The organism is Nonomuraea sp. NPDC049607, assembly GCF_040675375.1.
GTDB lineage: Bacteria > Actinomycetota > Actinomycetes > Streptosporangiales > Streptosporangiaceae > Nonomuraea.
In genome coordinates this window covers 12,422-38,793 of record NZ_JBFAOV010000041.1, presented here as the reverse complement: position 1 = coordinate 38,793, position 26,372 = coordinate 12,422, and the positions used below count along the sequence as shown (strand labels likewise).

The window sequence follows — 26,372 nt, the reverse complement described above, 5'->3', positions numbered from 1 at the left end:
CTTGAGGAAATAGTCTCCATGCCATGAGCATGGAAGTGACCGCCTGGCATCAGCTTTACTCGATGAACAACCGTCCGGAGCGTCGCCCGCTGAACAGGGCGACGCTCCGGCGTATCGGCGGGTTCGCCCGCCCTCACCGCCGCAGGATCGTGCTGTTCCTCGTGCTCAGCGTGGTGCTGGCGGGGTTGGCCGTGGTGTCGCCGCTGCTCGCCGGGCGGGTGGTCGATGCGATCTTCAACGCCGAGCCGCTCGACGTGGTCGTGGTGGTCGCGGTGCTGATCGCGGGCCTGGCGCTCGCCGAGGCCGGGCTCGGCCTGCTGAACCGCTGGCAGTCGGCCACCATCGGCGAGGGCCTGATCCTCGACCTGCGCACGGCCGTCTTCGACCACGTGCAGCGGATGCCGGTCGCGTTCTTCATGCGGACCCGTACCGGGGCGCTGGTGAGCCGGTTGAACAACGACGTGATCGGGGCGCAGCGGGCCTTCACCGACACCTTGTCCAGCGTGGCGGGGAATGTGGTGCAGCTCGTGCTGACGCTCAGCGTGATGATCGGCATCTCGTGGCAGATCACCCTGCTCGCGCTGCTGCTCCTGCCGGTGTTCGTGCTGCCCGCGCGGCGGATGGGCGTCAGGATCGCGCGGCTGAGGCGCGAGGCCGCCGACCACAACGCGGCCATGGGCACCCAGATGACCGAGCGGTTCTCCGCGCCAGGCGCGACGCTGGTGAAGCTGTTCGGCCGGCCGGCGCGCGAGTCGGCCGAGTTCGCCGCGCGGGCGCGGCGGGTGCGCGACATCGGCGTGCGCTCGGCCATGAACCAGTCGGTGTTCGTCACGGCCCTGACCCTGGTCTCGGCGCTCGCGCTGGCCCTCGTCTACGGCCTCGGCGGCTTCTACGCCCTGCGCGACCAGCTCGAACCCGGCGCGGTCGTGTCGCTGGCCCTCCTGCTGACCCGCCTGTACGCGCCCCTGACCGCCCTGGCCAGCGCCCGCGTGGACGTGATGAGCGCTCTGGTCAGCTTCGAGCGCGTCTTCGAGGTGCTCGACCTCAAGCCGCTCATTCAGGAACGTCCGGAGGCCCGCGAGGTCCCCGACGGCCCGGTCTCCGTCGAGTTCGACGACGTGCGCTTCGCCTACCCCGCGGCCGACAAGGTGTCGCTGGCCTCGCTGGAGGAGGTCGCCACGCTGGACTCGCGGGGCGGCGAGGAGGTGCTGCACGGGATCTCGTTCACGGCCCTGCCGGGCCAGATGGTGGCGCTGGTGGGCTCGTCGGGGGCCGGCAAGTCCACGATCGCCCAGCTCCTGCCCAGGCTGTACGACGTCGACTCAGGCGCCGTCCGCCTCGGCGGCGTGGACGTACGGGACCTGACCTTCGACGCCGTCCGCGACACCCTCGGCATGGTCACCCAGGACGGCCACCTCTTCCACGAGACGATCAGGGAGAACCTGCTGCTGGCCAGGCCCACGGCGAGCGAGGAGGAGATCTGGGACGCCCTCACCAGGGCCCGCCTGCGGACGCTGATCGAGTCGCTGCCCGACGGGCTCGACACCGTGGTCGGCGAGCGCGGCTACCGCCTGTCCGGCGGCGAGCGCCAGCGGCTCACGATCGCCCGGCTCCTGCTGGCCAGGCCGCGCGTGGTGATCCTGGACGAGGCCACCGCGGCCCTCGACTCCACCTCCGAGGCGGCCGTGCAGGCGGCCCTGGGGGAGGCGCTGGCGGGCCGGACCGCCGTGGTGATCGCCCACCGGCTGTCCACCGTGCGGGCGGCCGACCAGATCCTGGTGATCGAGGACGGCCGCATAGCCGAGCGCGGCACGCACGCCGAGCTGCTGGCCATGGGCGGCCGCTACGAGGAGCTGTACCGCACTCAGTTCGACGAGCCGACGGTGGCGGAGGCGGTGGCCTGAGGACCGTCCGCCTCCGACGGGCGGCGGGACGGGCGCAGGGCGTACAGGCTGAGCGGGATGGCCGCCAGCACGATCACCGCCGCGATGACCAGCGTGAACTGGTAGGCGTCGAGGAAGGCGGCCAGCGGCGGCCGGTCGCTGCCGCTCTGGCTGGAGCTGAGGATCGCGCCCAGCACGGTGATGCCGAGCAGGCCGAACACCTCGCGTGAGACGTTCAGCACGCCCGAGGCCACGCCGGTCCGCTCCTTGGGCAGGCCGCCGAGGATCGCCGAGGTGAGCGGCACCAGCATGCCGCCGCCGAGGCCGTAGAGCAGGAACCAGGGCGCGACGTCGGCGTAGTCGCCGTCGGCGCCGACGCCGGAGATCAGGTAGATCGCCGCGCCCATGAGCGCCATGCCGAGCGCCACCGTCGGGCCGGTGCCGAGCCGCGCGGAGATCCGCTGCGACAGGATGGCGACGACCGCCATGACCAGGGCCATCGGCACGAACGCCAGGCCGGCCTGGGTGGGGGAGAAGCCGAGCACGTTCTGCAGCCACAGGGCGCTGAAGAAGTAGATGCCGAACACGCCGAACGACCAGATGCCCATGGTCAGCGCGCCGCCGCTGAACACGCGGGCGCGGAAGAGCGACAGGTCGATCATCGGGCGCTCGGCCCGCGTCTCGACCAGCGCGAACGCCACGGCCGCCGCCGCCGCGAGACCGAACGCGGCCAGGATCTCGGCCGACGTCCATCCGGCGCGGTCGCCCTCGATGAGCGCGTAGGTGAGGGAGACCAGCGCGAGCGCCGAGGTGGCCAGGCCGGGCAGGTCGAGCCGGTGCCGCAGGCGGGTGAACGCGGGCCGGACCGCCCACAGCCCCAGGCCGAAGGTGGCGACGCCGATCGGCACGTTGATCAGGTAGATCCAGCCCCAGTGCAGGTTCTCGCTGATGAATCCGCCGGCCGCCGGGCCGAGCGCCATGGACAGCGCCCCGGACGCGCTCCAGATGCCCACGGCCCTGCCGCGCTCGCCGGGGTCGGGGAAGATCTGGCTGATCAGGGTGAGCGACGTGGGCGTGAGCAGCGCCGCCCCCACGCCCTGGACGGCCCGTGCCGCGATCAGCATGCCGCCCGAGGTGGCGAGCCCGGCGCCCAGCGAGGCCACGGTGAAGACGGCGAGCCCGGCCAGGAACACCCTGCGGGCGCCGAACAGGTCCGCGAGCCGGCCGCCGACCAGCATGAGCCCGGCGAAGACCAGGATGTACGAGCTCACGATCCACTCCAGCCCGGAGATCGTCAGCCCGAGCTCCCGCTGGATCGTCGGCAACGCGACATTTCCCACGTTGTTGTCGAGATAGGTCATGAAGGTGCCCAACGTCACGGCACCCAGCGCCCACCATCGCATGGAACAACCTCCTATACGCCGTACTTGTACGTCGTACAGTCCAACTTGTACGACGTATAGTTGTCAACCGTGATGGGAAAACTGACCGCGCAGGCCATCGCCGAGCGAGCGCTGGAGATCGGCGACACCGAGGGGCTCGACGCCGTGACGATCCGGCGGCTGGCGACCGACCTGGGCGTGACGCCGATGGCCCTGTACTGGCACTACAAGAACAAGGACCAGCTCCTGTTCGGCATGGCCGACCACCTGATCGGCGGGTTCGTGCCCGCGCCGGCCGACGAGCGGCCCTGGCAGCAGCAGCTCCGCGACCTGACCCAGGGGCTCATCAGCACCCTGCGCGCCCATCCCTGCGCCAAGAACGTCATCGAGCAGATCGACCCGATCTCCGTCCCGAACTTCCTGGTCGTCTGGGACAAGGCCCTGGGCCTGGCCCGTACGGCGGGGTTCGGCGTCGAGGAGAGCTGCCTGATCACCAAGTACCTGCTGCAGAGCGCGCTGTCGATCGCCGACGCGCCCGTGCACTTCAAGGCCGGCCGGACCGGCGAGGAGATCGCGGAGGCCGTCCGGGTCAAGCGGGCCGGCCTCCAGTCGCTGTCGCCGGAGAAGTACCCGTACCTGGTCGAGATGGCCTCACCGCTGGTGGCGGGGGCCGACCCGGACTTCTACGACTCCTTCGGCGTCGATCTCGTGCTGCGCGGCATCGAGGCGCTGGCCGCCGGACGTTAAAGTCGGGATCATGCCCTTCGAGCTGGTCTGCGAGATCGAACCTCCCACCAAGCCCGACCTGAAGCGCGTACGCCACCAGATCGGCACGCTCAGCCAGGTCGCCCATTCCTTCCTCATCCCCGACAACCACATCGGCCGGGCCACCGTGTCGAGCGTGGCCGTGGCCCACGAGGTCGAGGCGATGGGCGGGCGCAGCATCGCCTGCCTGAACTCCCGCGACCGCAACCTGCTCGGCTTCCACCGCGACCTGCTGACGGCCGCGGCGTACGGCGTCGACCAGTTCCTGTTCGTCCACGGCGACAAGCCCGCCGGCGGCAGCCGTACCGGCGACCTGACGGTCCGCTCGATGATCGAGGAGGCCAGGGGCTTCTCGGCGGCCGTCCGCGTCGGCGCGGCGGCCGGGTTGCGCCCGCTGCCCGACTGGAAGCGCGCGGCCGACTTCCTGTTCTCGCAGGTCAGCTTCTCGGTCGAGGCGCAGGTGCGCTGGCGCGAGGCCAACCGGATCGACGTGCCGGTCTACGCGGCCGTCATGGTGCTGGCCAGCGAGCGCCACGCCCGTACGCTGGCCGCCGCCATCCCCGACATCGCCCTGCCCGCCGAGCTGGTCGAACGGGTGGCCGCCGACCGCATGGCGGGCGTCGAGGCGGCCTGCGAGCAGGTGCTCGCGCTGCGCGAGTCCGGCGCGTTCGACGGCGTGCACCTCATCCCGGTCTCCCGCTACCGCGACGTGGAGTCCAGGCTCGCCGGCGCCCTCTGAGACCTGGCGAGCGCGGCCAGCAGCGCGCCGGCCAGCGCCACCGCGAACAGCACCGCGTACGCGCGCTGGAAGCCGTCCATGAGCTGCCCGACGGCCACCGGGGAGAGCGTGGACAGCGTGCCCGCGTACACCTGGGCGCGCAGCGCCGGGCCCACGGAGCTGGTCACGACGCTGAGCGACAGGCCGACGCTGATCACGATGCCGACGTTCATGATCATGACGCGGAAGCCGTTGACCACGCCCAGGCTGCCGGTGGGCAGGGCGGCCATGACCTGGGTGGTGTTGCCGGTCAGGAACGTCCCGCTGCCGCACCCGGCCACGAACAGGGCGAGCCCGGTCACCCAGTACGGCGTCGCCGGGTCGGCCGTGAGCATCAGCGTGCCGAGCCCGAGCGCGCTCATCGCCGCGCCGCCGATCGACAGCCCGTACGGCGAGACCCGGGGCCCGAGCAGGCCCGCGATCGGCGAGGCCAGCCCGATGCCCACCGGCACCGGCAGCACGCTCAGCCCGGCCGAGAACGCGTCGAGCCCGCGCGCCGCCTGGAAGTAGAGCGCGACCACCAGGATCAGCGCCGAACGGGCGAGCGCGTTGCAGAAGGAGGCCAGGTTCGCATAGGCCAGCAGCCGGCCGCCGAACAACCGCAGGTCCAGCACCGGGTTCGCCGAACGCCGCTCGGCCAGCACGATCAGCGGCAGCAGCAGCACGAACAGCGCCGCCCCGGTCAGGACGACGGGGCTGGTCAGGCCACCAGACCCGGCCTCGTTGACCGCCAGCAGCACCGCCGACAGCGCGGCGAACACCAGCACGTTGCCGAGCGCGTCCACCGGCTGCTTCGGCCTCCGGGGCATCTTGCGTAAGATCACCGCGCCCCAGCCGAGCGCGACCAGCCCGGCGGGCACGTTCACCCAGAAGATCCACTGCCAGCCCGCGGTCTCGGCGATCAGGCCGCCGAGCGTCGGACCGGCGAGCTGGGCCACCGACAGCGTGCCGATGTAGACGCCCATGCCCTGGCTGAGCCGTTCGGGCGGGAACGCGTCGGTGATGATCACCGTGCCGTTGGCCAGGATCATCGCCGAGCCGATCGCCTGCACCACGCGCATGCCGACCAGGAACCAGACGTCCGGTGACAGCCCGGCCAGCAGCGAGGCCGCGGTGAACAGGGCGAACCCCGCCAGATACACCTCGCGCCTGCCGAGCAGGTCGGCGACCCGGCCGAAGAACACCAGGCTCGCGGTGTTGACCAGCAGGAACGCCAGCAGGATCCATCCCGACTGCGTCGCGTCGGCGTGGAAGTGCCGCACCACGGTCGGCAGGGCGACGTTGAGCGTGCTGCCCGCGATGCCGATGAGGACGAGGCCCAGGCTGGTGACCGAGCAGACGCGCCACGCGTAACGCATGGAGGTGCCGGTTTCGGGGGTGACCGCGACCATGACTCCCACTATGACGTACGTCGTACGTCCGTTTTGTGGCAGGGGTTATCTGGCTCGCCTGCGTAACCCCTCGACGTCGTGGATGACCACCCGCCGCCTGCCCGTCTCGATGAGCCCGCGGTCGCGCAGGCTCCGCAGCGCCTTGCTGACCGCCTCGCGGGAGGAGCCGGTCCAGCCGGCCAGCTCGTCCTGGCTGAGCGGAAGGGCCACGCGCACGCCGGCGGTGGTCGGCTCGCCGTACCGGTCGGCCAGTTCGAGCAGCCGGGTCGCCACCCGGCCGGTGGTGTCGAACGCGCCGTACTCGACGCGCTTGCGGTCCGCGTCGCGCAGCCGGCCGACGACGAGCTGCAGGAGCAGGACGGCGATGCGGCCGTGCGCGGCCAGGAAGCCGCTGAAGTCCCCGATCACGATGCCCTGGACGGGCTCCAGCGCGGTGACGGTGGCCGAGCGCGGCGAGCCGTCCACGGCCGACATGTCGCCCAGCAGCGCCCCGGGGCCGCGTACCGCCAGGACCACCTCGGTGCCGCTGCTCGTGTGCGAGGACACCTTGACCCGGCCCCGCGTCAGCACGACCACCCAGTCGGCCGAGTCGCCCTCGCCGATCACCGTCGTGCCGCGATCCCACTGCCGCGGGCGCCCGGCGGCTCGCAGGGTGTCGATCTCCTCGGCGGTGAGCATGGAAAGAAATTCGCCGGGCTCTGGAGTCATGCGCCGATTATGTACGGACGGCTATTGCCGTTCTATGGCATTCCAGTCAGAACGTACGCGGCCACGGGTTCTTCCTTGCCCTTCAGGGTGAGCCGTCCCAGGGCGTCCACCGAGACGTCGCGGCCGAGTTGCCGCAGCGTCGTCTCGCCGATCACCACCGTCCCCGGCTCGGCCAGGGCCTGCAGCCTGGCGGCCACGTTGACGCAGTCGCCCATCGCGTTGAAGCCGCGTAACTCGGGGCTGCCGATGTTGCCGACCAGCGCGGGACCGGTGTTGACGCCCACCCGGAAGGTCGGCCACTCCACGTCGTCCGCACGTTTCCAGGCCATCTCCTCGGCCACCTCGGCCGCGGCCCGCTGCATCTCCAGCGCGGCCCGGCAGGCCGCCCTGGCATGCCCCGCCTGCGTGGCCGGCGCGTTGAACAGGGCCAGCATCGCGTCGCCGACGAACTGCACGATCGTGCCGCCGTTGTTCAGCACGCAGGGCACGGCGGCCGTGTGGTAGCGGTTGAGCATCTCGACGATCTCGCCGGGCGTGACCTGCTCGGAGAAGGAGGTGAAGCCCTTGAGGTCGGCGAAGAGCGCGGTCAGCTCCTTCAGCTCGCCGCCGAGCGCGGCCCGGGCGGGGTCGGCGAGCAGGGCGTTGGCCACGTCGGGCGACATGTACTGGCGGAAGAGGGTGTCCAGCTCCTGGTAGAGGCGGGCGTTCTCCAGCGAGATGGACAGCTGGCCGGCCAGGGTGGCGGCCAGCGCCTCGTCCTGGCCGGTGCGGCCCACCGGCACCTCCAGCACGCCGGCCAGGTGGCCCCTGACCGTGAGCGGGTAGGCCAGCCGGTGGTCGCGGCGGATCGGCCCGTCGCCGTCGAACTCGTACGCGCGGGAGCCGATCTGCGTCCGGCCCTCCGAGACCAGCGCGATCTTGACGTCGCCGTACGCCTGCCTGACCCGGTCGAGCGCGGTGGTCAGCAGCTCGCCCTCCGGCAGGCCCACGCGGGTCTGCGTGCTCACCGCCACCAGCGCGGCCAGCCGCTCCGACAGCTCCCGCTCGTGGGCCAGCGCCTCCCCGGCCCGGTCGAGCACGGCGGCCTGGCTCTCGTTCAGCCGGAACTTGCCCGACAGCCGGGTCGCGGCCAGCGGCTCGCCCCTTCGTACGTGCTCGACCAGCTCCTCCAGCGCCTGGTCGTAGTCCTGCTGGAGGCGCGCGACCGTCGCCGCCAGCGTCACCGAGTCGAACAGGCCGGCGCTCGACCCCTCGCGCCTGAACTGCAGGTAGGCGCTGTAGGCCACGAACACGAAGGCGAGGGTGAGCAGCACGTGCCACTCCCACCACGACAGGTGCCAGTTGAGCTGCGACATCCCGGCGACCATCGCCTCGGCCAGCAGCGCGTACGCGGTGATCAGGCTGACCAGCATGGCCGAGGGGCGGCGGCGGTGGAGCAGGAACATCATCACGCCGGCCGCGCCGTACAGCAGGACGCCGGGGACGGACGCCAGGCCCAGCCAGCTCACCGGCGCGACCAGGGGCGGATCGCTGAGCGCGGTCAGCTCGGGCACCAGCGAGACCAGCCCCCACAGCAGCAGGAAGCCGAACAGCATCGCCCGGACGAAGTGCTGCGCGTCAAGGACGGCCCTGGCCGCCCGCTCGCCCAGCGGCAGGGCCGAGGCGAACGCGAACATCGACGCGATCGTGAGCCCCACCTGCTGGCCCAGGTCGAAGCCCAGCGAGCCGGTCGGCAGGATGACGCCGGGCGTGGCCAGGCCGTGCAGCAGGAAGAAGCCCGCGCTGCTGAGGAACACCATGGACACCAGGAACAGCCGGGCGTCCTGACGGCGGCGCGCGGCCTCGGTGATCAGGCCGCCGAGCGCCACGTTGATCCCGGCCACCGCGAGGATCATCCAGAAGTGGCTCGCGTTGTGCTGCCAGACGACGTTGAGGTGCTGCTGCGCGAGCAGCAACCAGAGCCCCAGCAGGGGAAGAACGAGGTGGATGCCCCAGACCACGCCTCGGACGGGCTGCGTGGCCGGCGGCAGGTAGGGGCTGGGCACAGACCCGATTATCCACGCGGGATCGCCGCCGCCAATGCGTCCTTTTACCCACTGGCAGCGCGACAGTCGGTCAATCTGGTCAGTAACCCTCCGTTTCGTGACATACACGTTATGTAGTTCTTGCCAACCTTTGGAACGGTCGAAACGTGAATCTCATGCACAACCTGAGCATCACTTGTCCCTTGGAAGGAAAGCCGTGGCTATCAAGGTTCGCGGTGGGCGTACGCTCACCCTCGCCACTGTCGGAGCGCTCGCCGCCTCGCTCCTCGCCGTCGGTGGCGTGGCCACCGCCTCGTCGGCGGCGAGCGAGGTCTACGCCTGCGTGCACAAGAAGACGCGGTACGTCCGCATCGTCAACCCGACAACGCCGTGCCGGAAGACCGAAGAGCGCGTCGTGATCGGCGGCAGCACGACGGAGCTGAACGGCGCCACGTCCGGCCCCAAGGGCGACACGGGCGCCCCGGGCAAGCCCGGCGCTCAGGGCCCCAAGGGCGACACGGGCCCGGTGGGCCCCCAGGGCAGGCAGGGCCTCCCCGGCAAGAACGGCCAGGACGGCAAGAACGGCCTCCCGGGCAAGGACGGCGAGCGCGGCCCGCAGGGCCCCCAGGGCCCGAAGGGCGAGGACGGCAAGGACGGCCTCCCCGGGAAGAACGGCCAGGACGGCCAGGACGGCAAGCAGGGTCTTCCTGGTAAGGACGGCCAGGACGGCAAGCAGGGTCTTCCCGGTAAGGACGGCCAGGACGGCAAGCAGGGCCTCCCGGGCAAGGACGGCGAGCGCGGCCCGCAGGGCCCGCAGGGTCCTCAGGGCCCCAAGGGTGAGCCCGGCAAGGACGGCGGCGGCGCCGCCTACGGCACCTACACCAACGACGCGACCATCAGCAGCCTCGGCTCGGTGACCGCCACCTGCAACAACGGCGGCACCCCCACCGGCGGCGGCTTCTCCTTCGGCACCCTGAAGAACGCCGTCGTCATGGGCAGCTACCCCGGCGCCTCCGGCTGGACGGTGACCGTCGCCAAGGACGACAACGGCGGCGGCAACAACTACACCAGCGGCGGTGGCAACAACGGCACCAGCGTCTCCGGCAAGGTCTACGTCGTCTGCATCAAGAAGGTCTGACGACACATGAAAGGGCCGGTGCGGGGTCACCCCGCACCGGCCCTTCTCGTTGGGTCTCAGCCGAACAGCGCGGGCAGCGTCGCCGAGTGGGTCTCGCGGATCTCCTCGATCCCCACCTCGAACACGCCCTCGACCACCAGCGACTCCCCGCCGGTGACCCCGAGCCCGTAACACGGCACCTCGTGCCGCCCGCACAGCGCCGCGAACTCGTCGAACGCCTCCGGCCGCACCACGACCAGGGCCCGCGCGGCCGACTCGCTGAACAGGTCGGTGAACGGCTCGCCGCTCAGCGCCACCGTGGCCCCGACGCCGCGCGCCAGGCACGACTCGGCCAGCGCCACGGCCAGGCCGCCGTCGGACAGGTCGTGCGACCCCTCCAGCAGCCCGCGCGCCGCCGCCTCGACCAGCACGGTCGCCAGCGCCTGCTCGGCCTCCAGGTCCGCGTTCGGCGGCAGGCCGCCCAGGTGGCGGTGGGCGACGTGGGCCCACTCCGAGCCGCCGAACTCCTCGCCGGTGTCGCCGAGCAGCACGACCCGCAGCCCCTCGGCGGTGAACCCGGACGGCACCCGCTTGGCCACGTCGTCGATGACGCCGAGCACGCCCACGACCGGCGTGGGGTTGATGGCGGTCGAGCCGGTCTGGTTGTAGAAGGAGACGTTCCCGCCGGTCACCGGCACGCCGAGGGTGCGGCAGGCGTCGGCGAGCCCGCGTACGGCCTCGGCGAACTGCCACATGACCTCGGGGTCCTCGGGCGAGCCGAAGTTGAGGCAGTTGGTGACGGCCAGCGGCTTGGCGCCGGTCACGGCCACGTTCCGGTATGCCTCGGCCAGCGCGAGCTGCGCCCCCGCGTAGGGGTCGAGCTTGGCGTAACGCCCGTTGCCGTCGGTGGACAGCGCGATGCCCCGGGTGGTCGGCTCGGCCCCGGCCATGACCTCGGAGATGCGCAGCATCCCCGCGTCGGCGGGCTGGGCCAGCACGGTGTTGGCGCGGACGTACCGGTCGTACTGGGAGGTCACCCACTCCTTGGAGGCCAGGTTGGGCGAGCCGAGGAGCTGCAGCAGGGTGGCCCGCAGGTCATCGGGACGGGCCAGCCGGTCGGGGGTGTCGGAGTTGAGCGCGCCCTGCCCGGACGGCTCGTGGAAGGGACGCTCGTAGACCGGGCCGTCGTCGGCGGCGGTGCCCGGCGGGATGTCGACGATGACCTCGCCGTCCCACGTCATGATCAGGCGACCGGTGTCGGTGACCTCGCCGATGACGGTGGCCGGGACGTCCCACTTGGCGCAGATCGCCAGGAACGCGGGGATGTCGTCGGGCCGGACCACGGCCATCATCCGCTCCTGGGACTCGCTCATCAGGATCTCCTCGGGCCTGAGCGAGGGGTCGCGGAGCGGGACCAGGTTGAGGTCGACCTTCATGCCGCCGGTGCCCTTGGCGGCCAGCTCGGTGGTGGCGCAGGAGACGCCGGCCGCGCCGAGGTCCTGGATGCCGACGACGACGTCGGCCGCGTAGAGCTCCAGGCAGCACTCGATGAGCAGCTTCTCCATGAACGGGTCGCCCACCTGCACGGCGGGCCGCTTGGCCTGCGACTCGTCCTCGAACGTCGCCGAGGCCAGCACGGACGCGCCGCCGATGCCGTCGGGGCCCGTGGACGCGCCGAACAGCACGACCTGGTTGCCCGGGCCGGGCGCGGTGGCCAGCTTGATCTGGTCCTTGCGCAGCAGGCCGACGCAGAGCGCGTTGACCAGCGGGTTGCCGATGTAGCAGGGGTCGAAGACGACCTCGCCGCCGATGTTGGGCAGGCCCAGGCAGTTGCCGTAGTGGCTGATGCCCTCGACCACGCCGGGCAGCACCCGCCGGGTGTCCACGGCGTCGGCGCCGCCGAAGCGCAGCGCGTCCATGACGGCGATCGGGCGGGCGCCCATCGACATGATGTCGCGCACGATCCCGCCGACGCCGGTGGCCGCGCCCTGGTGCGGCTCGACGTAGGACGGGTGGTTGTGCGACTCGATCTTGAACGTGGCCGCCCAGCCGTCGCCGATGTCGACGACGCCCGCGTTCTCGCCCATGCCCACGAGCAGCGCCTCGGACTTGGGCGCCTTGGTGGCGAACTGCCTCAGATGCACCTTGGACGACTTGTACGAGCAGTGCTCGGACCACATGACGCTGTAGATGGCCAGCTCGGACCCGGTGGGACGGCGGCCCAGGATCTCTTTGACCCGGTCGTACTCGTCCTGCTTCATGCCCAGCTCGGCGAAGGGCATCGGCTCGTCGGGGGTCTCGGCGGCCCGCTTGACGTTGTCGGTGCTCATGCGTTCACCAGATTCTTCAGGATGGACGTGAAGAAGCCGAGCCCGTCGGTGCTCGGCGCCCCGACCAGCTCCTCCACGGCGTGCTCGGGGTGCGGCATGAGGCCGACCACGTTGCCCGCCTCGTTGCGGATGCCGGCGATGTCGTTGAGCGAGCCGTTGGGGTTGCCCCCGGCGTAGCGCACGACGACGTGGCCGCCGGACTCCAGCGCGGCCAGCGTCTCCTCGGAGGCGACGTAGCGGCCCTCGCCGTGCTTGACCGGCAGCACGATCTCCTGGCCCTGCTCGAAGGAGCCGGTCCAGGCGGTGGCGGGCTGCTCGACCGTGAGCCGCTGGTCGCGGCAGACGTAGTGGAGCGAGGCGTTGCGGGTGAGCGCGCCGGGCAGCAGGTGGGCCTCGCAGAGGATCTGGAAGCCGTTGCACGTGCCGATCACCGGCAGGCCGGCCTTGGCGGCCGGGATGAGCTCGTCCATCAGCGGGGCGAACCTGGAGATCGCGCCGCAGCGCAGGTAGTCGCCGTAGGAGAAGCCGCCGGGCAGGAAGACGGCGTCGACTCCCTTCAGGTCGTGGTCGGCGTGCCACAGCGGGACCGCCTGCGCGCCCACGAGGCGCACGGCTCTGGCGGCGTCCTGGTCGTCGAGAGTTCCTGGAAACGTGACTACGCCCACACGGGCAGCGCTCATGACAGTCGTCCCCTCCGAGGAATGCGCACGCGCGTGCCACCGTCTCTTAGGGGCGGACGGCGGTCTACGGCGGTGTACTCAGATTATCGGGTGCGCGGCTGTGTTCCGGGCAGCGGCTCGGACCGCGCCCGGACAGCGCTCAGACAGCGGCCAGCTCGCGGTGACGGGCGCCCTCGGCCTCGTCGTCCCAGGCGAGCATCTTGCGCAGGTGGACCGTCGTGCCGCGGCCCGGGGTGGTGCCGAAGGAGATCTCGTCCACCACGGACCGCATGATCAGCAGGCCGCGGCCGTTCTCGGTGTCGGGCGGAGGAAAGTGCAGCGGCATCGACGGGAGGCCGTCGCCGCTGTCGGCGACACGCACGTCGCAGCGGCCGTAGCCGATCGACGCAGAGACCTCGTAACGATTGGCCGGGCCGCCGTGTCGCACCGCGTTGGAGCACGCCTCGGAGACGGCGAGCAGCATGTCGGCGATGCAGGTCTCGCTCACGTTGAGTGAACGCATCGCATCGCCAAGCACCCGCCTGACCATCGGTATGCCGATCGCATCCCGAGGCAGCGCCAACGAGAACTCAATATCCACCGGACTCCTCCGGGCTCCGGAATGTCACCTGGAGTAGGTTTCCCTGTGAAATCGGGGCTAACCGCAAAATCACGTTGTTGTTATTTAGTGTTGGCACGCCCGTGGCATTGTGGCATGCCCGAACGCGACTTTAACCCACCAGGGGTAAAACCAGGCATCAAATGTGCCTTCTACCCCTCAACTCGGACGCTGTAGTCCTCAATCACGGTGTTGGCCAGCAGTGTCTCGGCCATCTTCCGTACCTCGTCGAGAGCCGCCTCGTCGGCCGGGCCCTCCAGCTCGACCTCGAACCGCTTGCCCTGACGGACGGCCGAGACGCCGGCGAAACCGAGCCTGGGCAGCGCCCTGGCGATGGCCTGGCCCTGCGGGTCGAGGATCTCGGGCTTCAGCATGACGTCTACGATGACGCGCGCCACTGCGTTCCTCCTGGGTGGAGTGGGTGCTTGGGAAAGCAAGCCTACCGGCGTGCATGCCCGTCGACACAACGGGAACGGGGAGGACATGGGGCTTGCGCGGAGGGCTGTGACGTCTGCCACGATGTCCCCAAACGCGTACGAACCACCACCACATGGTTCGCACGCACCCACGGCTGGCCCCAGGTGGCGACCCCATCGACACCGGCCCCGATCGCACAGGAGCGGCACGTGACAGTCGACGCCTCTCGTGGTGCCGAAGCACCCCCTGAGCTCGTGCAGTTGCTCACCCCCGAAGGAGTACGGGTCGAGCACCCCGACTACGACATAGACCTGACGCCCGAAGAGGTCAGGTCGCTCTACCGCGACCTGGTGCTCGTCCGGCGCATCGACCTGGAGGCCGTGGCGCTCCAGCGGCAGGGCGAGCTGGGCATCTGGGCCTCGCTGCTCGGCCAGGAGGCCGCCCAGATCGGCTCGGGCCGCGCGCTCACCGACACCGACATGGCCTTCCCCACCTACCGCGAGCACGGCGTCGCCTGGTGCCGCGACGTCGACCCGGTGAAGCTGCTGGGCCTGTTCAGGGGCGTCAACCACGGGGGCTGGGACCCCGAGGAGCACAACTTCCACCTGTACACGATCGTGATCGGCAGCCAGACCCTGCACGCGGTCGGCTACGCGATGGGCATCCAGCGCGACGACGCCTCCGCCGCCGCGATCGCCTACTTCGGCGACGGCGCCACCAGCCAGGGCGACGTGAACGAGTCGTTCATCTGGGCCGGCGTGTTCAACGCGCCGATCGTCTTCTTCTGCCAGAACAACCAGTGGGCCATCTCCGAGCCGCTGGAGAAGCAGAGCCGCATCCCGCTCTACCGCCGGGCCTCGGGCTTCGGCTTCCCGGGCGTCAGGGTCGACGGCAACGACGTGTTCGCCTGCCTCGCGGTGACCAGGAAGGCGCTCGACGCCGCCCGTACGGGCCAGGGGCCGACGCTGATCGAGGCGTTCACGTACCGGATGGGCGCCCACACCACGACCGACGACCCGACCCGCTACCGGGTGGCCAGCGAGCTGGAGGCGTGGAAGCTGAAGGACCCGATCGAGCGGGTCAAGGCGTACCTGTTCCGCAACGAGCTGGCCGACCAGGCGTTCTTCGACTCCGTCACCGCGGAGGCCGACCAGCTCGGCGCCGACCTGCGCAGGCGGTGCCTGGCGATGCCCGACCCCGAGCCGCTCGATATCTTCGACCACGTCTATCGCGAGCCCCACGCGCTCATCGACGGGGAGCGCGCGCAGTTCGCCGCCTACTTGGAGGGCTTCGAGAAATGACGGTGTTGAGCCTGTCCAAGGCGCTTAACGAGGGCATGCGCCGGGCCATGGAGGACGACCCCAAGGTCCTCATCATGGGCGAGGACGTCGGCAAGCTCGGCGGCGTCTTCCGCGTCACCGACGGCCTGCAGAAGGACTTCGGCGAGGACCGCGTGATCGACACGCCGCTCGCCGAGTCCGGCATCATCGGCACCGCGATCGGCCTGGCGCTGCGCGGCTACCGGCCGGTGTGCGAGATCCAGTTCGACGGGTTCGTCTTCCCGGCGGCCGACCAGATCATCACGCAGCTCGCCAAGATGCCGATGCGCTCGCTCGGCGCGATCAAGCTGCCCGTCGTCGTCCGCATCCCGTGCGGCGGCGGCATCGGCGCGGTCGAGCACCACAGCGAGTCGCCCGAGGCGTACTTCACGCACACGGCCGGCCTGCGCGTGGTGGCCTGCTCCAACCCGGCCGACGCCTACACCATGATCCAGCAGGCCATCCGGAGCGACGACCCGGTCATCTTCTTCGAGCCCAAGCGCCGCTACTGGGAGAAGGCCGACATCGACACGGCCTCGACCGACTGGTGGACGCCGTTCGACAAGGCCAGGGTCGTCCGGCCGGGGTCCGACGTCACGCTGCTGGCCTACGGCCCGATGGTCAAGACGTGCCTGGAGGCCGCCACGGCCGCCGAGGACGACGGCCGCTCGCTGGAGGTGATCGACCTGCGCTCGCTCAACCCGCTGGACGAGCCGCTGGTCATGGAGTCCGTACGCCGGACCGGACGGGCGGTCGTGGTCCACGAGGCCCCCGTCTACAGCGGGTTCGGCGCCGAACTGGCGGCCCGGATCACCGAGCGGTGCTTCTACCACCTGGAGTCGCCCGTCCTGAGGGTCGGCGGCTTCTCCACCCCCTATCCGCCGTCGAAGCTCGAAGAGCACTACCTGCCCGACCTGGACAGGGTGCTCGACGCCGTCGACCGCGCCTTCGGGTTCTGAAAGGGGGACGTGCTTCCATGCGACGCGAGTTCAAGCTCCCCGACGTCGGGGAGGGGCTGACCGAGGCCGAGATCGTCCGCTGGCACGTGCGGCCGGGCGACGAGGTCAAGGTCAACCAGATCGTGGTGGAGATCGAGACCGCCAAGTCCATCGTCGAGCTGCCGATCCCCTGGGACGGCGTGGTCGCGGGGGTGCTGGTCGAGGAGGGCGTCACGGTCGACGTCGGCACGCCGATCGTCTCCGTGGACACCGGCGGCGGCGAGATGGCCGGTGAGGGAGGCGGCGGCGACCAGGGGCTCAAGGCGCTGGCCGACGACATGGTCCCCAAGCCCCCGGAGGAGGGCGCCGTCGAGCCCGGCGCCCACGGCAGCCCCGCGCCCAAGGAGGAGCGGCAGGCGGTCCTGGTGGGCTACGGCGTCAAGACCGGCGCCTCCAAGCGCCGTCCCCGCAAGCAGCCGGCGGAGCCGATCGCGGCCGCGCCCGTGGCCAATCCGGCCCGCGTGGAGGTCCCCGGCCCGGCCCCGACGGCCCGCCCGGTCGAGCCGGCCGGGCACCCGCCCGTCGTCGCGCCCGTCGGTCCGGGCCGCGTGGCCGTGCTGGCCAAGCCGCCGGTCCGCAAGCTGGCCAAGGACCTGGGCGTCGACCTCACCACGCTCACCGGCACCGGCCCCCAGGGGTCCATCACCCGCGACGACGTGCACGCCGCCGCCGAGGGCGGCCCCCAGGCGGCGCCCGAGCCCGTCCGGCAGGCTCAGCCCCAGCAGCGGGAGGAGCGCGTCCCCGTCAAGGGCGTGCGCAAGATGACCGCCCAGGCCATGGTGGCCAGCGCGTTCACGGCCCCCCACGTCACCGAGTTCCTCCAGGTGGACGTGACGGAGACCATGGAGGCGGTCAGGCGCCTGCGTGCCCTGCCCGACTTCGCCGAGGTCAAGGTCTCCCCGCTCCTGCTGGTCTGCCGGGCCCTGCTCACCGGGGTCAGGCGCTACCCGATGATCAACTCGTCGTGGGACGAGGCGGCCCAGGAGATCGTGGTCAAGCACTACGTGAACCTGGGCATCGCCGCCGCCACCCCGCGCGGCCTCGTGGTGCCCAACGTCAAGGACGCCCACGCCCTCTCCCTCCCCGAGCTGGCCAGGCAACTGGGCGCGTTGGCGGAGACGGCCAGGGCGGGCCGCACCCAGCCGGCCGAGATGTCGGGCGGCACGATCACGATCACCAACGTGGGCGTGTTCGGCGTCGACGCCGGCACTCCCATCCTCAACCGGGGCGAGTCGGCCATTCTGGCCTTCGGCCAGGTCAGGGACATGCCGTGGGTGGTCGACGGCGAGCTGGCCGTGCGCAAGGTGACCACGCTCGCGCTCAGCTTCGACCACCGGATCGTCGACGGCGAGCTGGGCTCGATGTTCCTGCGCGACGTCGGCGCCATGCTGGAGGACCCGCTCCGCATGCTCGCCTGGGGCTAGAGCCAGGCGGTGACCGCCGGGAGGACCCCTCTCCCCGGTGGTCACCGCAGGCTCGGCCAGGGCGCCTTCTTGTCACTCGCGCGGGGGCCGTACGACTCCAGCCACACGGGCGCGCCCACGACATGAGAGACCGCCGCGGGCCAGTCTGATACACCCTCCTCGTACACGGGGGCGGCCCGCAGCAGCCGGGACGTGCGGTCCGGCTCGGCGAACGTGACGGGCCGGTCGTAGCGCACGCACATGCGCGAGACGTCCGCGTCCAGGTGGGTGAGGGCGAGGCCGTCCACGCCGCCCGCCGCCTCGGCCGCGTACCGGTGGGCGACCGCGTCGAAGTGCCCGAGCCGGAAGGCTCCCTGCCACGGCCCGGCCGGGTTGTGCGGCTCGGGCAGCGTCAGCGTGGGGTCCTCGGTCACCAGCGGGCCGGGGCCGTGCCGGGTCGTGTACGTCCGCAGCACCCCCAGCCGCGCCGCCCCCGCCCCCTCCAGCAGCTCCAGCGCGTTGGCGAAGGTCGTCGTGCTCCACGTCGTGTACGGGTCGAACCCCCACCGCTCGTCCAGCAGCACCCCCTGCGCCCCCTCGAACACGACCGGCCCCCGCCTGACCAGCCCGGCCGTGTACGACGAGTCCACCAGCCGCACCCGCTCGGCGAACGCCCGGTAGACGGCCACGCAGTCGGCCACCGCAGGCCCCTCGCCGCCCAGCGCCTCCCGCAGCACGGTCAGCTTCCGTGTCAGCTCACGCGGCGAGTCGCCCGCCCGGGGCGCCAGCGCGCCGTGCTCCAGCCGGTACGCCATCACCTCCCCGACGCCCATCCCGCACGACCCGTGCCGCGCGGCCCCCCGCGCCAGCTCCCGCCTCCTCCCGGCCGCCACGTGGTACGGCGTCGCCAGCAGGCAGTCCCGGTCCACCGTGAGCAGCCCGAAGGGGTCGGGCACGCCGAGCCGCGCCAGATGCTCCGCCTCGGCCGACAGGGCCAGCGGATCGACCACCACGAACCTCGACAGATGCGTACGAACCCCTCGGAACGTCCCTGCGCCGAACTGCGCGAACGTGTGATGCCGCCCGTCGTCCAGGACGACGTTGTGCCCCGCCTGCGCGCCCCCGTTGAACCGGACCACGGCCTGGACGGGCAGCGTGGCGCACGCCCAGTCCACGACCGTGCCCTTGCCGGCGTCGCCGTACCCGAGGTCGACGACGACGAGGTGTTCGTTCACGGCCGGAGCCCGTCGAGCGGCTCGGCGGTGACCACCGTGCCGCGGTCGAGCCTGGCCAGGGCCCGCGACACGGACGCGCCGGCCGTCGAGCCCAGCTCGGCCAGGTCCTCAAGGCCCTCGTCCAGGCCGATCGCGTCCTCGCCGAGCCCGACGGTGAGCGCGATCGTCTCGGACACGGCGTCGAGGTCGTCCAGCTCCAGCACGTTCTGGCCGAGCAGGTCGCGCCAGGCGTCCAGCACCTCGGGGTCGCCGGCGTAGCTGGCCCCCTGGGGGAGGATGAAGTAGACGTCGTACTTGCGGGTCAGCTCGCCGACGATGTCGGCCACCCCGAGGGGCGCGGTCAGGCGGTCGCCGACGAGGTCCTTGACCTGGTTCCTGGACACCCGCGGGTAGGGCATCTCGTCGCCGATGACGAACAGGTAGCCGCGCCTGCCGCGCTTCTCGTGGCAGTCGATGGAGGTGTGCCTGGCCATGAAGTACATGGCCAGCTCGTAGGACTCGCGCTTCTGGCCGCCGCCCCCGCCCTCCAGCAGGACCAGGCCGAGCTGGTCGTCCATGCGGTTGTCGGACTCGAACTGGCCGACCTGCAGCGGCGCCCGGTCGCAGGTCGCGTCGCCGATCGCGCCGAACATGATCTGCGGGTCGGTGGCGTACCCCTTGCGCAGCAGCAGCCCGAGCAGGTCGGGCAGCCGGGTCTGCAGCTCGCGGGGGACCGCGCGCATCGAGCCGGTCACGTCGAAGAGCACGGCGATGGCCAGCGAGTCGGGGTGCTCGGCCGAGTCGCGGCTCTCCCGCGTCACGCCGAAGGGGTCGAGGTCGGGGTGGACCTGCCGGGCTCCGCCGTCGCTGTAGGCGAAGGCGCTGGAGCCGGTGGCCGCGCGGTAGCGCGCGGCGGAGTCGTAGACGTTCGTGGACCAGATTCCGCTGCCCATGGCAGCCTCCCTCAAAGGTGGAGCGGACGGTACGTGCGGGGTCCGTACAGGTCGTCGAGCAGGTCGTCGAGCTCGCGCAGCAGCTCCCACGCGTCGGACGGCGGGCGCAGCAGGCAGCCGCGGACGAAGGCGCGCATCCGGTGCGGGCACTCGCCCAGCAGGCGCTCGACGCACCTGGTCAGGGCGGTGATGTCGGCGCGCTCGTCGAGCCGGTCGCCGTGACACCAGTCGACCAGCACGAGCCCGTGGTCAAGGGGATGGACGAGGACGTGGCGGGGGAGCACGGCGCCGTGCGCGACGCCGGCCCGGTGGGCGAACCCGGCGGCCACGAGCAGCCGCCGCCAGATCCAGGCCACGTCGCGGGGGTCGCGGCCGGTGCCGACGCGTTCGAGGGTGACGAACCCGTCGGGCGCCCGGCTGAGCACGTTCGCCTGCCGGACCACCTCGCCGCTCCGGTAGCGGAAGCTCGCGACCAGGCGGGGGACGTACGGCAGGAGGCGCGGGTCGCCGTCCGAGGCGAGCTTCCGCAGCGCGGCGGCCTCGCGGACCAGCAGCCGGCCGGCGGCCGGGTCGCGGGCCACCTTGAGCAGCGAGTCGCGCCCGGCGCCGCGCCCGGCCGGGTAGAGCACGGCGGTGCCGCCCTTGTGCAGCGGCGGCCCGACCAGGAAGTCGCCGACCCGCTGCCCCCGGTGGTAGGTCTCCCAGAGCGTGACCAGCCGCTTGAACGCCTCCTCGCCGCCCGGCGCGAGGTCGGGGTGCAACGCCCTGGCCAGCCGCCGGTAGACGCGGGCCGGAGAGCCGCCCGTGAACAGCTCCTGGGCCGATCGTGCCGCGGCGACGATCGCCGCCGCCTCCGCCGTGTTCATCGCACCTCCTCCTCCCGTGCGGGCCGCAGCAGCGCGGGGTGGAGCAGCCGGGCGTCGCCCGCGCGGTAGAGCTTGGCGCGCGGCCCGCCCCTGGGGCCGCCGGTCTCGGTGGTCTGGCCGGTACTCTCGACGAACCCGGGGACGGACAGGATCTTGCGGTGGAAGTTGCCCGCGTGCAGCGGCGTGCCCCACACGGTCTCGTAGATCAGCCGCAGCTCGGAGACGGTGAACTCGGGGCCGGCGAAGGCCGTGGCCAGCGGCGTGTACTCCAGCTTCGACCGGGCACGCTCGACGCCGTCGGCCAGGATGCGGGCGTGGTCGAAGGCGAGCGGCGGCACGTCGTCGACCGGGTGCCACACGGCGGCGGCCGCGTCCGTGCCGGCCTCGGGGTCGGGCAGGTCGGGGGCGAAGGCGAGGTAGGAGATCGACACCACCCGCATGCGGGGGTCGCGGCCGGGGCCGCCGTAGCTGGCGAGCTGCTCGATGTGCGCCGGCCTGGTGGACACGCCGGTCTCCTCGGCCAGCTCGCGCACCGCCGCCTCGGGCAGGTCCTCGTCCGGCCTGACGAAGCCGCCGGGCAGCGCCCAACGGCCCGCGTACGGCTCCACGCCGCGCTCGACGATCAGGACGTGCAGCCGCCGGTCGCGGATGGTCAGCGCCACCACGTCGACGGTGACCGCGACCGGCGCGTACAGCCGGGGGTTGTAGCCGGCCAGGAACTCGTCCATGCCCACGTCCTTCTCAAGCTGAGTCAATCTCGACATGAGAATAACCCCCGAGAAGGGTGGGTGTCGATAGGGTTGGCGCATGATCCGTCACATTGTGCTGTTCACCTGGGCCGACGACGCCACCGACGAGCAGAAGGCCGCGGTCGCGACCGAGCTGCGCAAGCTGCCGGGCGAGATCCCGCAGCTACGGGCGTACACGGTGGGGCCCGACGCCGGCATCACCGAGGGCAACCACGAGTTCGCCGTGGTCGCCGACCTCGACAGCGTGGACGACTTCGTGATCTACCGCGACCATCCCCGCCACCAGGCCGTGATCGCGCAGTACATCAAGCCGATCCTGGCGACGCGCGCCGCCGTGCAGCTCAGCCTCTAGAGCTCCGGCGGGTGGTTCTCGCGGTGCATCAGCCGGTCGTCGGAGGTGCGCCCGCGCCGGGGCGCGAGCACGATGCTGAGCACGACGCCGACGCCCCCGACGATCATGAAGATGACGCCGATGATGTCCATGTGCACGCTCTGGCCGAACACGTCCGGCTCGATGGCGAACTTCAGGATGGCGCCGAGCGTGAGGAAGAAGATGCTGACCCCGACACCCATGACGACCTCCAGGCAAAGGCGAAGTACGCCCACGGTCATACCCGGGTATCGGTGATCACACCCTCGCCGGGTCAGGCGAGACAGGACAATGGCCGCCCGCCGTTGTAGGCGATCATGTCCTGCACGGCCGCGCCGACGTCGATCGGCGCGCCCGGCGGGCGTCCGTCCAGCTCGGCGTAGGCCCGGTGGAGGTTGCCCACGATGCGCTCGGGGTCGAGCAGCCCGCCCCACTCGCCGAGGTCGGTCTCCCGCGCGGCCTCCAGCGGCGTCAGGCCCGCCTCACGGCCGTGCCGGGCGGCCTCCTGCACGAACCGCAGGTAGCCCTCGACCCGGTCGTAGACCTCCGGCCCGCACACCTCGCCGTGCCCGGGGACGATCGTCTCGGCGTCCAGCCCTCTGAGCGTGTCCAGCCCGGCGATCGTCCCGGCCACCGAGCCCATCAGGACGAACGGCGTGCCGCCGTTGAAGACCAGGTCGCCGGAGAACAGCACCCGCCGCTCCGGGATCCAGACGATCGAGTCGCTGGTCGTGTGCGCGGCCGGCCCGACGTGCCGCACCTCGCACCGCAGGTCGTCGGAGTAGAGGGTGACCCCCTCGGTGTACGTCAGGAACGGCGGCGCGACCTCCATCGCCCCCCACACCACTTCCGCCGACCAGGCCCCCCGGTACGCCGGGACGCCGTCGGCCAGGATCTGGGCCCGTACGCCCTCGTGCCCGACGATCGTGGCCTCGGGGAACAGCCAGTTGCCGAAGGTGTGGTCGCCGTGGTGGTGGGTGTTGACCAGCGTGGTGATCGGCCTGCCGCTGACCTTGCCGACGGCCTCGCGCAGGTCGCGGGTGCGGCGCTCGGTCGAGCAGGCGTCGACGCAGATCACGCCGCGCCGCCCGGCCAGGAATCCGGTGTTGTTGATCCACCAGCTCCCGTCGGGCTGCACGTAGGCGTAGACGCCCTCGGAGACCTCTTCGACGCGCGGCGGGGGCAGGGGGTGGTCATGAGATGACGAGCTCATGCCCGGAACCTAACAGCGATGCCCGCTCCCGGAGGGGAAGCGGGCGTCGCCGTCAGGTTCCGAGGCTCAGAAGGCCTCTTCGGGAAGTTCCATGAGCTCCTGGCCGGTGGCGGCCAGGATGCGCCGCTCGGTCGTCAGCCTGGGCAGCACGGTCCCGGCGAAGAACGACGCCGCGGCCACCTTGCCCTGGTAGAACGGGTCCTCGCCCTCGGCCAGCCGGGCCAGGGCCACCTCGGCCTGGCGCAGCAGCAGCCAGCCGATCACCAGGTCGCCCAGCGAGAGCAGGAACCGGGTGCTGTTCAGGCCGACCTTGTAGACCTCCTCCGGCTTCTCCAGCGAGCCGAGCGCCCAGCCGGCCATGGTGTCGCCCATGGCCTTGACCTCGGCGGCGGCCTCGGCGAGCAGCTTGCGCTCCTCCTTGAGCCGGCCGTTGCCCGCCTCGGAGGCGGCGAACTCGTTGATCTCGGCGAGCAGCGCGCCGACCGCGGCGCCCTGGTTGCGCAGGATCTTCCTGAAGAACAGGTCGAGGCCCTGGATCGCGGTGGTGCCCTCGTACAGGGAGTCGATCTTGGCGTCGCGGATGTACTGCTCGATCGGGTAGTCCTGCAGGTAGCCCGAGCCGCCGAGGGTCTGCAGCGAGCGGGCCAGCAGCTCGTACGAGCGCTCGGAGCCGACGCCCTTGACCAGGGGCAGCAGCAGGTCGTTCATGGCCTCCGCGTGCCGGTCCGCCGGGTCGATGAGGAGGGCGTCCTGGAAGGTGGCCGTGTAGAGGACCAGGGCGCGCATGCCCTCGGCGTACGCCTTCTGCAGCATCAGCTCGCGGCGCACGTCCGGGTGGTGGGTGATGGTCACCCGGGGGGCGGACTTGTCGGCCATCTTGGTCAGGTCCGCGCCCTGGTAGCGGGACTTGGCGTAGTCGAGGGCGTTCAGGTAGCCGGTGGAGAGCGTGGCGATGGCCTTGGTGCCGACCATCATGCGGGCGTGCTCGATCACCATGAACATCTGCTTGATGCCCTCGTGCACGTCGCCGACCAGCCAGCCGATCGCCGGGTGCTTGTCGCCGAAGGTGAGCTCGCAGGTCGTGGAGACCTTCAGGCCCATCTTCTTCTCGACATTGGTGACGTAGGCGCCGTTGCGCTCGCCCAGCTCGCCGGTCTCCAGGTCCACGTGGAACTTGGGCACCAGGAACATCGACAGGCCCTTGGTGCCGGGACCGTGGCCCTCGGGACGGGCCAGGACCAGGTGGAAGATGTTGTCGGCCATGTCGTGCTCGGCGCTGGTGATGAAGCGCTTGACGCCCTCGATGTGCCAGGTGCCGTCGGGCTGCTGGACGGCCTTGGCCCGGCCGGCGCCGACGTCCGAGCCCGCGTCCGGCTCGGTGAGCACCATGGTGGCGCCCCAGTTGTGCTCGATGGCCAGCTCGGCGAAGCGCTTCTGCTCCGGCGTGCCCAGCTTCCACAGGGTGTAGGCGAAGTTGGGGCCGGCGGCGTACATGTACAGGGCCGGGTTGGAGCCGAGCACCATCTCGGCGGTCGCCCAGGCGAGGCTGCGCGGGATGCCGGGGCCGCCCAGCTCGGCGGGCAGGTCGAGGTGCGCCCAGCCGCCCTCCACGAGCGCCTTGAACGACTTCTTGACGCCCGCCGGGACGGTCACCGTGCTCGTCGCGGGGTCGAACACCGGCGGGGTGCGGTCGCCCTCCTCGAAGGAGTCGGCGAGCACGCCGGTCGCCAGCCTGTTGACCTCGTCCAGGATGCTCCGCGCGACGTCCTCGTCCACTTCGCCGAAGGGCCCGGTGCCGAGGATCTCGCGTCGACCGAACACCTCGAAGAGGTTGAATTCCAGGTCACGCACATTGCTCTTGTAGTGGCCCATGGGTGCAGATCTCCTTGAACCGAGGTCTTCATGTACTGGCCAGTAACCTTACCTGCAATGCTACCCGCGAGTAACCCCGGCCATGCATGGCATGCTCGACTCCATGGACGCCGAAGAACTCGCCACCAGGTGGCGGGAGCGACTGGAATCCTGGGCCATCCCCGAGGAGATCCTGGCCAAGGCTCCGGCCGATCCGTGGAGCCATTCACCGGCCCGGTTCGCCACGAGCACCGACCGGGCGCTGGCCGAGCCCGACGACGGCCCGACCATGACCCGCCTCGCCGAGGCGCTGCCCGACAAGGGCACGCTCCTCGACGTCGGCTCGGGCCCCGGCGCCGCGTCGTTGCCGCTGCGCGAGCGCATCGGCCACCTCTACGCGGTGGACACCTCCGCGCCCATGCTGGAGCACCTGAAGGTCAGGGCGATGGACCTGGGCGTGCCGGCCACCACCGTCGAGGGGCGCTGGCCCGACGTGGCCGGCCAGGTGCCGGTGGCCGACGTGTCCGTCGCCGCGCACGTGGTCTACAACGTGCCCGACCTGGCGGAGTTCCTGCGGGCGCTCGACCGCCACACCCGTGGCCGGGTGGTGCTCGAACTGTCGCATCGCCATCCCATGAGCTGGATGACGCCGCTCTGGCAGCACTTCCACGGCGTCGACCGCCCGGTCCGTCCCATCGCCGAGGACTGCGTGGCCCTGGCGGCGGCGCTGGGCTTCGCCGTGCGCGTGGAGGAGCGGGAGGCGCCCCTGGAACGTTTCACGACGGTCGAGGAGCTGGCCGAGAGCGCCTGCCGCCGGGTGTGCCTCGACCCGTCCAGGGTGGAGGAGGTGGCCGAGACGGCGGTCGAGCTGGGGATGTGGCCGGTGCCACGCGACCGCTGGGTCACCGTCTGGTGGGAATGATCCGCTTCTCTGGGCCGTTGGAACACTTGAGCTGACTGCTCCCGGACGAGACGCGCCGTACCCGGAACGCCAAGACGACGCACGTACCTGTACGTCTCGTCCCCAGGAGAACTGATCATGGCGTGGATCCTCATCGTGCTGGCCGGCCTGTTCGAGGTGGCCATGGCACTGTCGCTCAAGCTCAGCAACGGCCTCAGCAACCTGTGGTGGACCGTGTCCTTCCTGGCCACGGCCGCCCTCAGCTTCGGGCTGCTCGCCTACGCGCTCAAGTCCCTGGAGGTCGGCACCGCGTACGCCGTGTGGACCGGCATCGGGGCCGTCGGCACCGCGATCCTCGGCATGGTCGCCATGGGCGACGACGTGTCGCCGCTGCGCCTGACCTCGATCGCGCTCATCCTGGCCGGTGTCGTGGGGCTCAATCTGGCTGGTGGACACTAGTGC

The 26,372-nt window shown here is 71.3% G+C and carries 25 protein-coding genes and 1 riboswitch; of the genes, 10 read left to right on the top strand and 15 right to left on the bottom strand.

Annotated elements, in window-relative coordinates:
* Window positions 1–23 precede the first annotated feature (23 nt).
* Window positions 24–1,904, top strand: coding sequence for an ABC transporter ATP-binding protein (locus AB0J97_RS44195; protein ID WP_357708061.1), 1,881 nt, complete (start codon window positions 24–26; stop codon window positions 1,902–1,904).
* Here AB0J97_RS44195 and AB0J97_RS44190 read toward each other — a convergent pair.
* A complete protein-coding gene (locus AB0J97_RS44190) occupies window positions 1,865–3,286 on the bottom strand; it encodes an MFS transporter (protein WP_364101210.1) in 1,422 nt (473 codons plus the stop codon). The two genes, AB0J97_RS44195 and AB0J97_RS44190, sit on opposite strands and share 40 nt — an antisense overlap.
* 72 nt (window positions 3,287–3,358) lie before the next feature.
* Between AB0J97_RS44190 and AB0J97_RS44185 the strand changes: the two genes are divergently transcribed.
* Window positions 3,359–4,012 carry a TetR family transcriptional regulator gene (locus AB0J97_RS44185; RefSeq protein WP_364101299.1) on the top strand — a complete coding sequence of 218 codons (654 nt, stop codon included), beginning with the start codon at window positions 3,359–3,361 and terminating at the stop codon, window positions 4,010–4,012.
* Between the two features lie 10 nt (window positions 4,013–4,022).
* Window positions 4,023–4,769, top strand: coding sequence for a methylenetetrahydrofolate reductase (locus AB0J97_RS44180; RefSeq protein ID WP_364101207.1), 747 nt, complete (start codon window positions 4,023–4,025; stop codon window positions 4,767–4,769).
* Here the strand turns inward: AB0J97_RS44180 and AB0J97_RS44175 are convergent.
* The 3 genes from AB0J97_RS44175 to AB0J97_RS44165 are packed head-to-tail and all read right to left on the bottom strand — an operon-like array spanning window position 4,730 to window position 8,952.
* Window positions 4,730–6,199: an MFS transporter gene (locus tag AB0J97_RS44175; protein ID WP_357708064.1), complete on the bottom strand. Its 1,470-nt coding sequence runs from the start codon at window positions 6,197–6,199 to the stop codon at window positions 4,730–4,732. The genes AB0J97_RS44180 and AB0J97_RS44175 overlap by 40 nt on opposite strands.
* A 45-nt stretch (window positions 6,200–6,244) precedes the next feature.
* Window positions 6,245–6,907, bottom strand: a complete 663-nt coding sequence (locus tag AB0J97_RS44170; protein WP_357708066.1) for a Crp/Fnr family transcriptional regulator — start codon at window positions 6,905–6,907, stop codon at window positions 6,245–6,247.
* A gap of 32 nt (window positions 6,908–6,939) precedes the next feature.
* Window positions 6,940–8,952, bottom strand: a complete 2,013-nt coding sequence (locus AB0J97_RS44165) for an adenylate/guanylate cyclase domain-containing protein (protein WP_364101204.1) — start codon at window positions 8,950–8,952, stop codon at window positions 6,940–6,942.
* 196 nt (window positions 8,953–9,148) lie between these two features.
* Here AB0J97_RS44165 and AB0J97_RS44160 point away from each other — a divergent pair, with 196 nt between their 5' ends.
* Window positions 9,149–10,069 (top strand): hypothetical protein, encoded by a 921-nt coding sequence (locus tag AB0J97_RS44160; protein WP_364101201.1) that lies wholly within the window; start codon window positions 9,149–9,151, stop codon window positions 10,067–10,069.
* A 56-nt stretch (window positions 10,070–10,125) separates the two neighbouring features.
* On the opposite strand, the gene purL is transcribed toward AB0J97_RS44160, so the two are convergent.
* The 4 genes from purL to purS form a co-directional block, all read right to left on the bottom strand.
* Complete coding sequence (purL, locus tag AB0J97_RS44155; RefSeq protein WP_357708069.1) at window positions 10,126–12,378, bottom strand: phosphoribosylformylglycinamidine synthase subunit PurL; 2,253 nt, start codon at window positions 12,376–12,378, stop codon at window positions 10,126–10,128.
* The gene (purQ, locus tag AB0J97_RS44150) at window positions 12,375–13,058 is read right to left on the bottom strand and encodes a phosphoribosylformylglycinamidine synthase subunit PurQ (protein WP_357708071.1); all 684 of its coding nucleotides are present in this window, start codon (window positions 13,056–13,058) and stop codon (window positions 12,375–12,377) included. The genes purL and purQ overlap by 4 nt, the downstream gene beginning before the upstream one ends.
* A gap of 139 nt (window positions 13,059–13,197) precedes the next feature.
* Complete coding sequence (locus AB0J97_RS44145) at window positions 13,198–13,587, bottom strand: ATP-binding protein (RefSeq protein ID WP_352320494.1); 390 nt, start codon at window positions 13,585–13,587, stop codon at window positions 13,198–13,200.
* Window positions 13,588–13,808: 221 nt separating this feature from the next.
* Window positions 13,809–14,054, bottom strand: a complete 246-nt coding sequence (gene purS / locus AB0J97_RS44140; RefSeq protein WP_357708072.1) for a phosphoribosylformylglycinamidine synthase subunit PurS — start codon at window positions 14,052–14,054, stop codon at window positions 13,809–13,811.
* A gap of 228 nt (window positions 14,055–14,282) precedes the next feature.
* On the opposite strand from purS, the gene pdhA reads away from it, so the two are divergent.
* From pdhA to AB0J97_RS44125, 3 genes are read left to right on the top strand one after another with little or no spacing between them, the layout of a single operon-like run.
* Window positions 14,283–15,374: a pyruvate dehydrogenase (acetyl-transferring) E1 component subunit alpha gene (pdhA, locus tag AB0J97_RS44135; RefSeq protein ID WP_364101196.1), complete on the top strand. Its 1,092-nt coding sequence runs from the start codon at window positions 14,283–14,285 to the stop codon at window positions 15,372–15,374.
* Complete coding sequence (locus AB0J97_RS44130) at window positions 15,371–16,351, top strand: alpha-ketoacid dehydrogenase subunit beta (RefSeq protein WP_357708074.1); 981 nt, start codon at window positions 15,371–15,373, stop codon at window positions 16,349–16,351. The genes pdhA and AB0J97_RS44130 overlap by 4 nt, the downstream gene beginning before the upstream one ends.
* A gap of 17 nt (window positions 16,352–16,368) precedes the next feature.
* Complete coding sequence (locus tag AB0J97_RS44125; protein ID WP_364101193.1) at window positions 16,369–17,814, top strand: dihydrolipoamide acetyltransferase family protein; 1,446 nt, start codon at window positions 16,369–16,371, stop codon at window positions 17,812–17,814.
* 41 nt (window positions 17,815–17,855) lie between these two features.
* Here the strand turns inward: AB0J97_RS44125 and AB0J97_RS44120 are convergent, their stop codons facing one another.
* Genes AB0J97_RS44120 through AB0J97_RS44105 form a run of 4 tightly spaced genes read right to left on the bottom strand, consistent with a single transcriptional unit; the run spans window position 17,856 to window position 21,590 of the window.
* The gene (locus AB0J97_RS44120) at window positions 17,856–19,028 is read right to left on the bottom strand and encodes an adenylosuccinate synthetase (RefSeq protein WP_364101190.1); all 1,173 of its coding nucleotides are present in this window, start codon (window positions 19,026–19,028) and stop codon (window positions 17,856–17,858) included.
* Window positions 19,025–19,960 carry a hypothetical protein gene (locus AB0J97_RS44115; protein WP_364101187.1) on the bottom strand — a complete coding sequence of 312 codons (936 nt, stop codon included), beginning with the start codon at window positions 19,958–19,960 and terminating at the stop codon, window positions 19,025–19,027. Before AB0J97_RS44115 ends, AB0J97_RS44120 begins: the two co-directional genes overlap by 4 nt.
* Before the next feature lie 11 nt (window positions 19,961–19,971).
* Entirely contained in the window at window positions 19,972–20,826 is an 855-nt protein-coding gene (locus AB0J97_RS44110; protein WP_364101184.1) for a molecular chaperone DnaJ, read from the bottom strand.
* A complete protein-coding gene (locus AB0J97_RS44105) occupies window positions 20,823–21,590 on the bottom strand; it encodes an NUDIX hydrolase (protein ID WP_364101181.1) in 768 nt (255 codons plus the stop codon). The genes AB0J97_RS44110 and AB0J97_RS44105 overlap by 4 nt, the downstream gene beginning before the upstream one ends.
* 43 nt (window positions 21,591–21,633) lie before the next feature.
* Here AB0J97_RS44105 and AB0J97_RS44100 point away from each other — a divergent pair, with 43 nt between their 5' ends.
* Window positions 21,634–21,927 carry a Dabb family protein gene (locus AB0J97_RS44100; RefSeq protein WP_357708081.1) on the top strand — a complete coding sequence of 98 codons (294 nt, stop codon included), beginning with the start codon at window positions 21,634–21,636 and terminating at the stop codon, window positions 21,925–21,927.
* Here the strand turns inward: AB0J97_RS44100 and AB0J97_RS44095 are convergent.
* From AB0J97_RS44095 to AB0J97_RS44085, 3 genes are all read right to left on the bottom strand, one after another.
* Window positions 21,924–22,148: a hypothetical protein gene (locus tag AB0J97_RS44095; RefSeq protein WP_364101178.1), complete on the bottom strand. Its 225-nt coding sequence runs from the start codon at window positions 22,146–22,148 to the stop codon at window positions 21,924–21,926. The two genes, AB0J97_RS44100 and AB0J97_RS44095, sit on opposite strands and share 4 nt — an antisense overlap.
* Before the next feature lie 71 nt (window positions 22,149–22,219).
* Complete coding sequence (locus AB0J97_RS44090; RefSeq protein WP_364101176.1) at window positions 22,220–23,158, bottom strand: MBL fold metallo-hydrolase; 939 nt, start codon at window positions 23,156–23,158, stop codon at window positions 22,220–22,222.
* 66 nt (window positions 23,159–23,224) lie between these two features.
* A complete protein-coding gene (locus tag AB0J97_RS44085; RefSeq protein WP_364101173.1) occupies window positions 23,225–25,030 on the bottom strand; it encodes an acyl-CoA dehydrogenase in 1,806 nt (601 codons plus the stop codon).
* 103 nt (window positions 25,031–25,133) lie between these two features.
* On the opposite strand from AB0J97_RS44085, the gene AB0J97_RS44080 reads away from it, so the two are divergent.
* Together AB0J97_RS44080 and AB0J97_RS44075 are read left to right on the top strand one after the other, a co-directional pair.
* Window positions 25,134–25,931, top strand: coding sequence for a class I SAM-dependent methyltransferase (locus AB0J97_RS44080; RefSeq protein WP_364101170.1), 798 nt, complete (start codon window positions 25,134–25,136; stop codon window positions 25,929–25,931).
* A 25-nt stretch (window positions 25,932–25,956) separates the two neighbouring features.
* Window positions 25,957–26,015: riboswitch (guanidine-III (ykkC-III) riboswitch) on the top strand.
* Window positions 26,016–26,048: 33 nt separating this feature from the next.
* Complete coding sequence (locus AB0J97_RS44075; RefSeq protein WP_364101167.1) at window positions 26,049–26,369, top strand: multidrug efflux SMR transporter; 321 nt, start codon at window positions 26,049–26,051, stop codon at window positions 26,367–26,369.
* Window positions 26,370–26,372 lie beyond the last annotated feature (3 nt).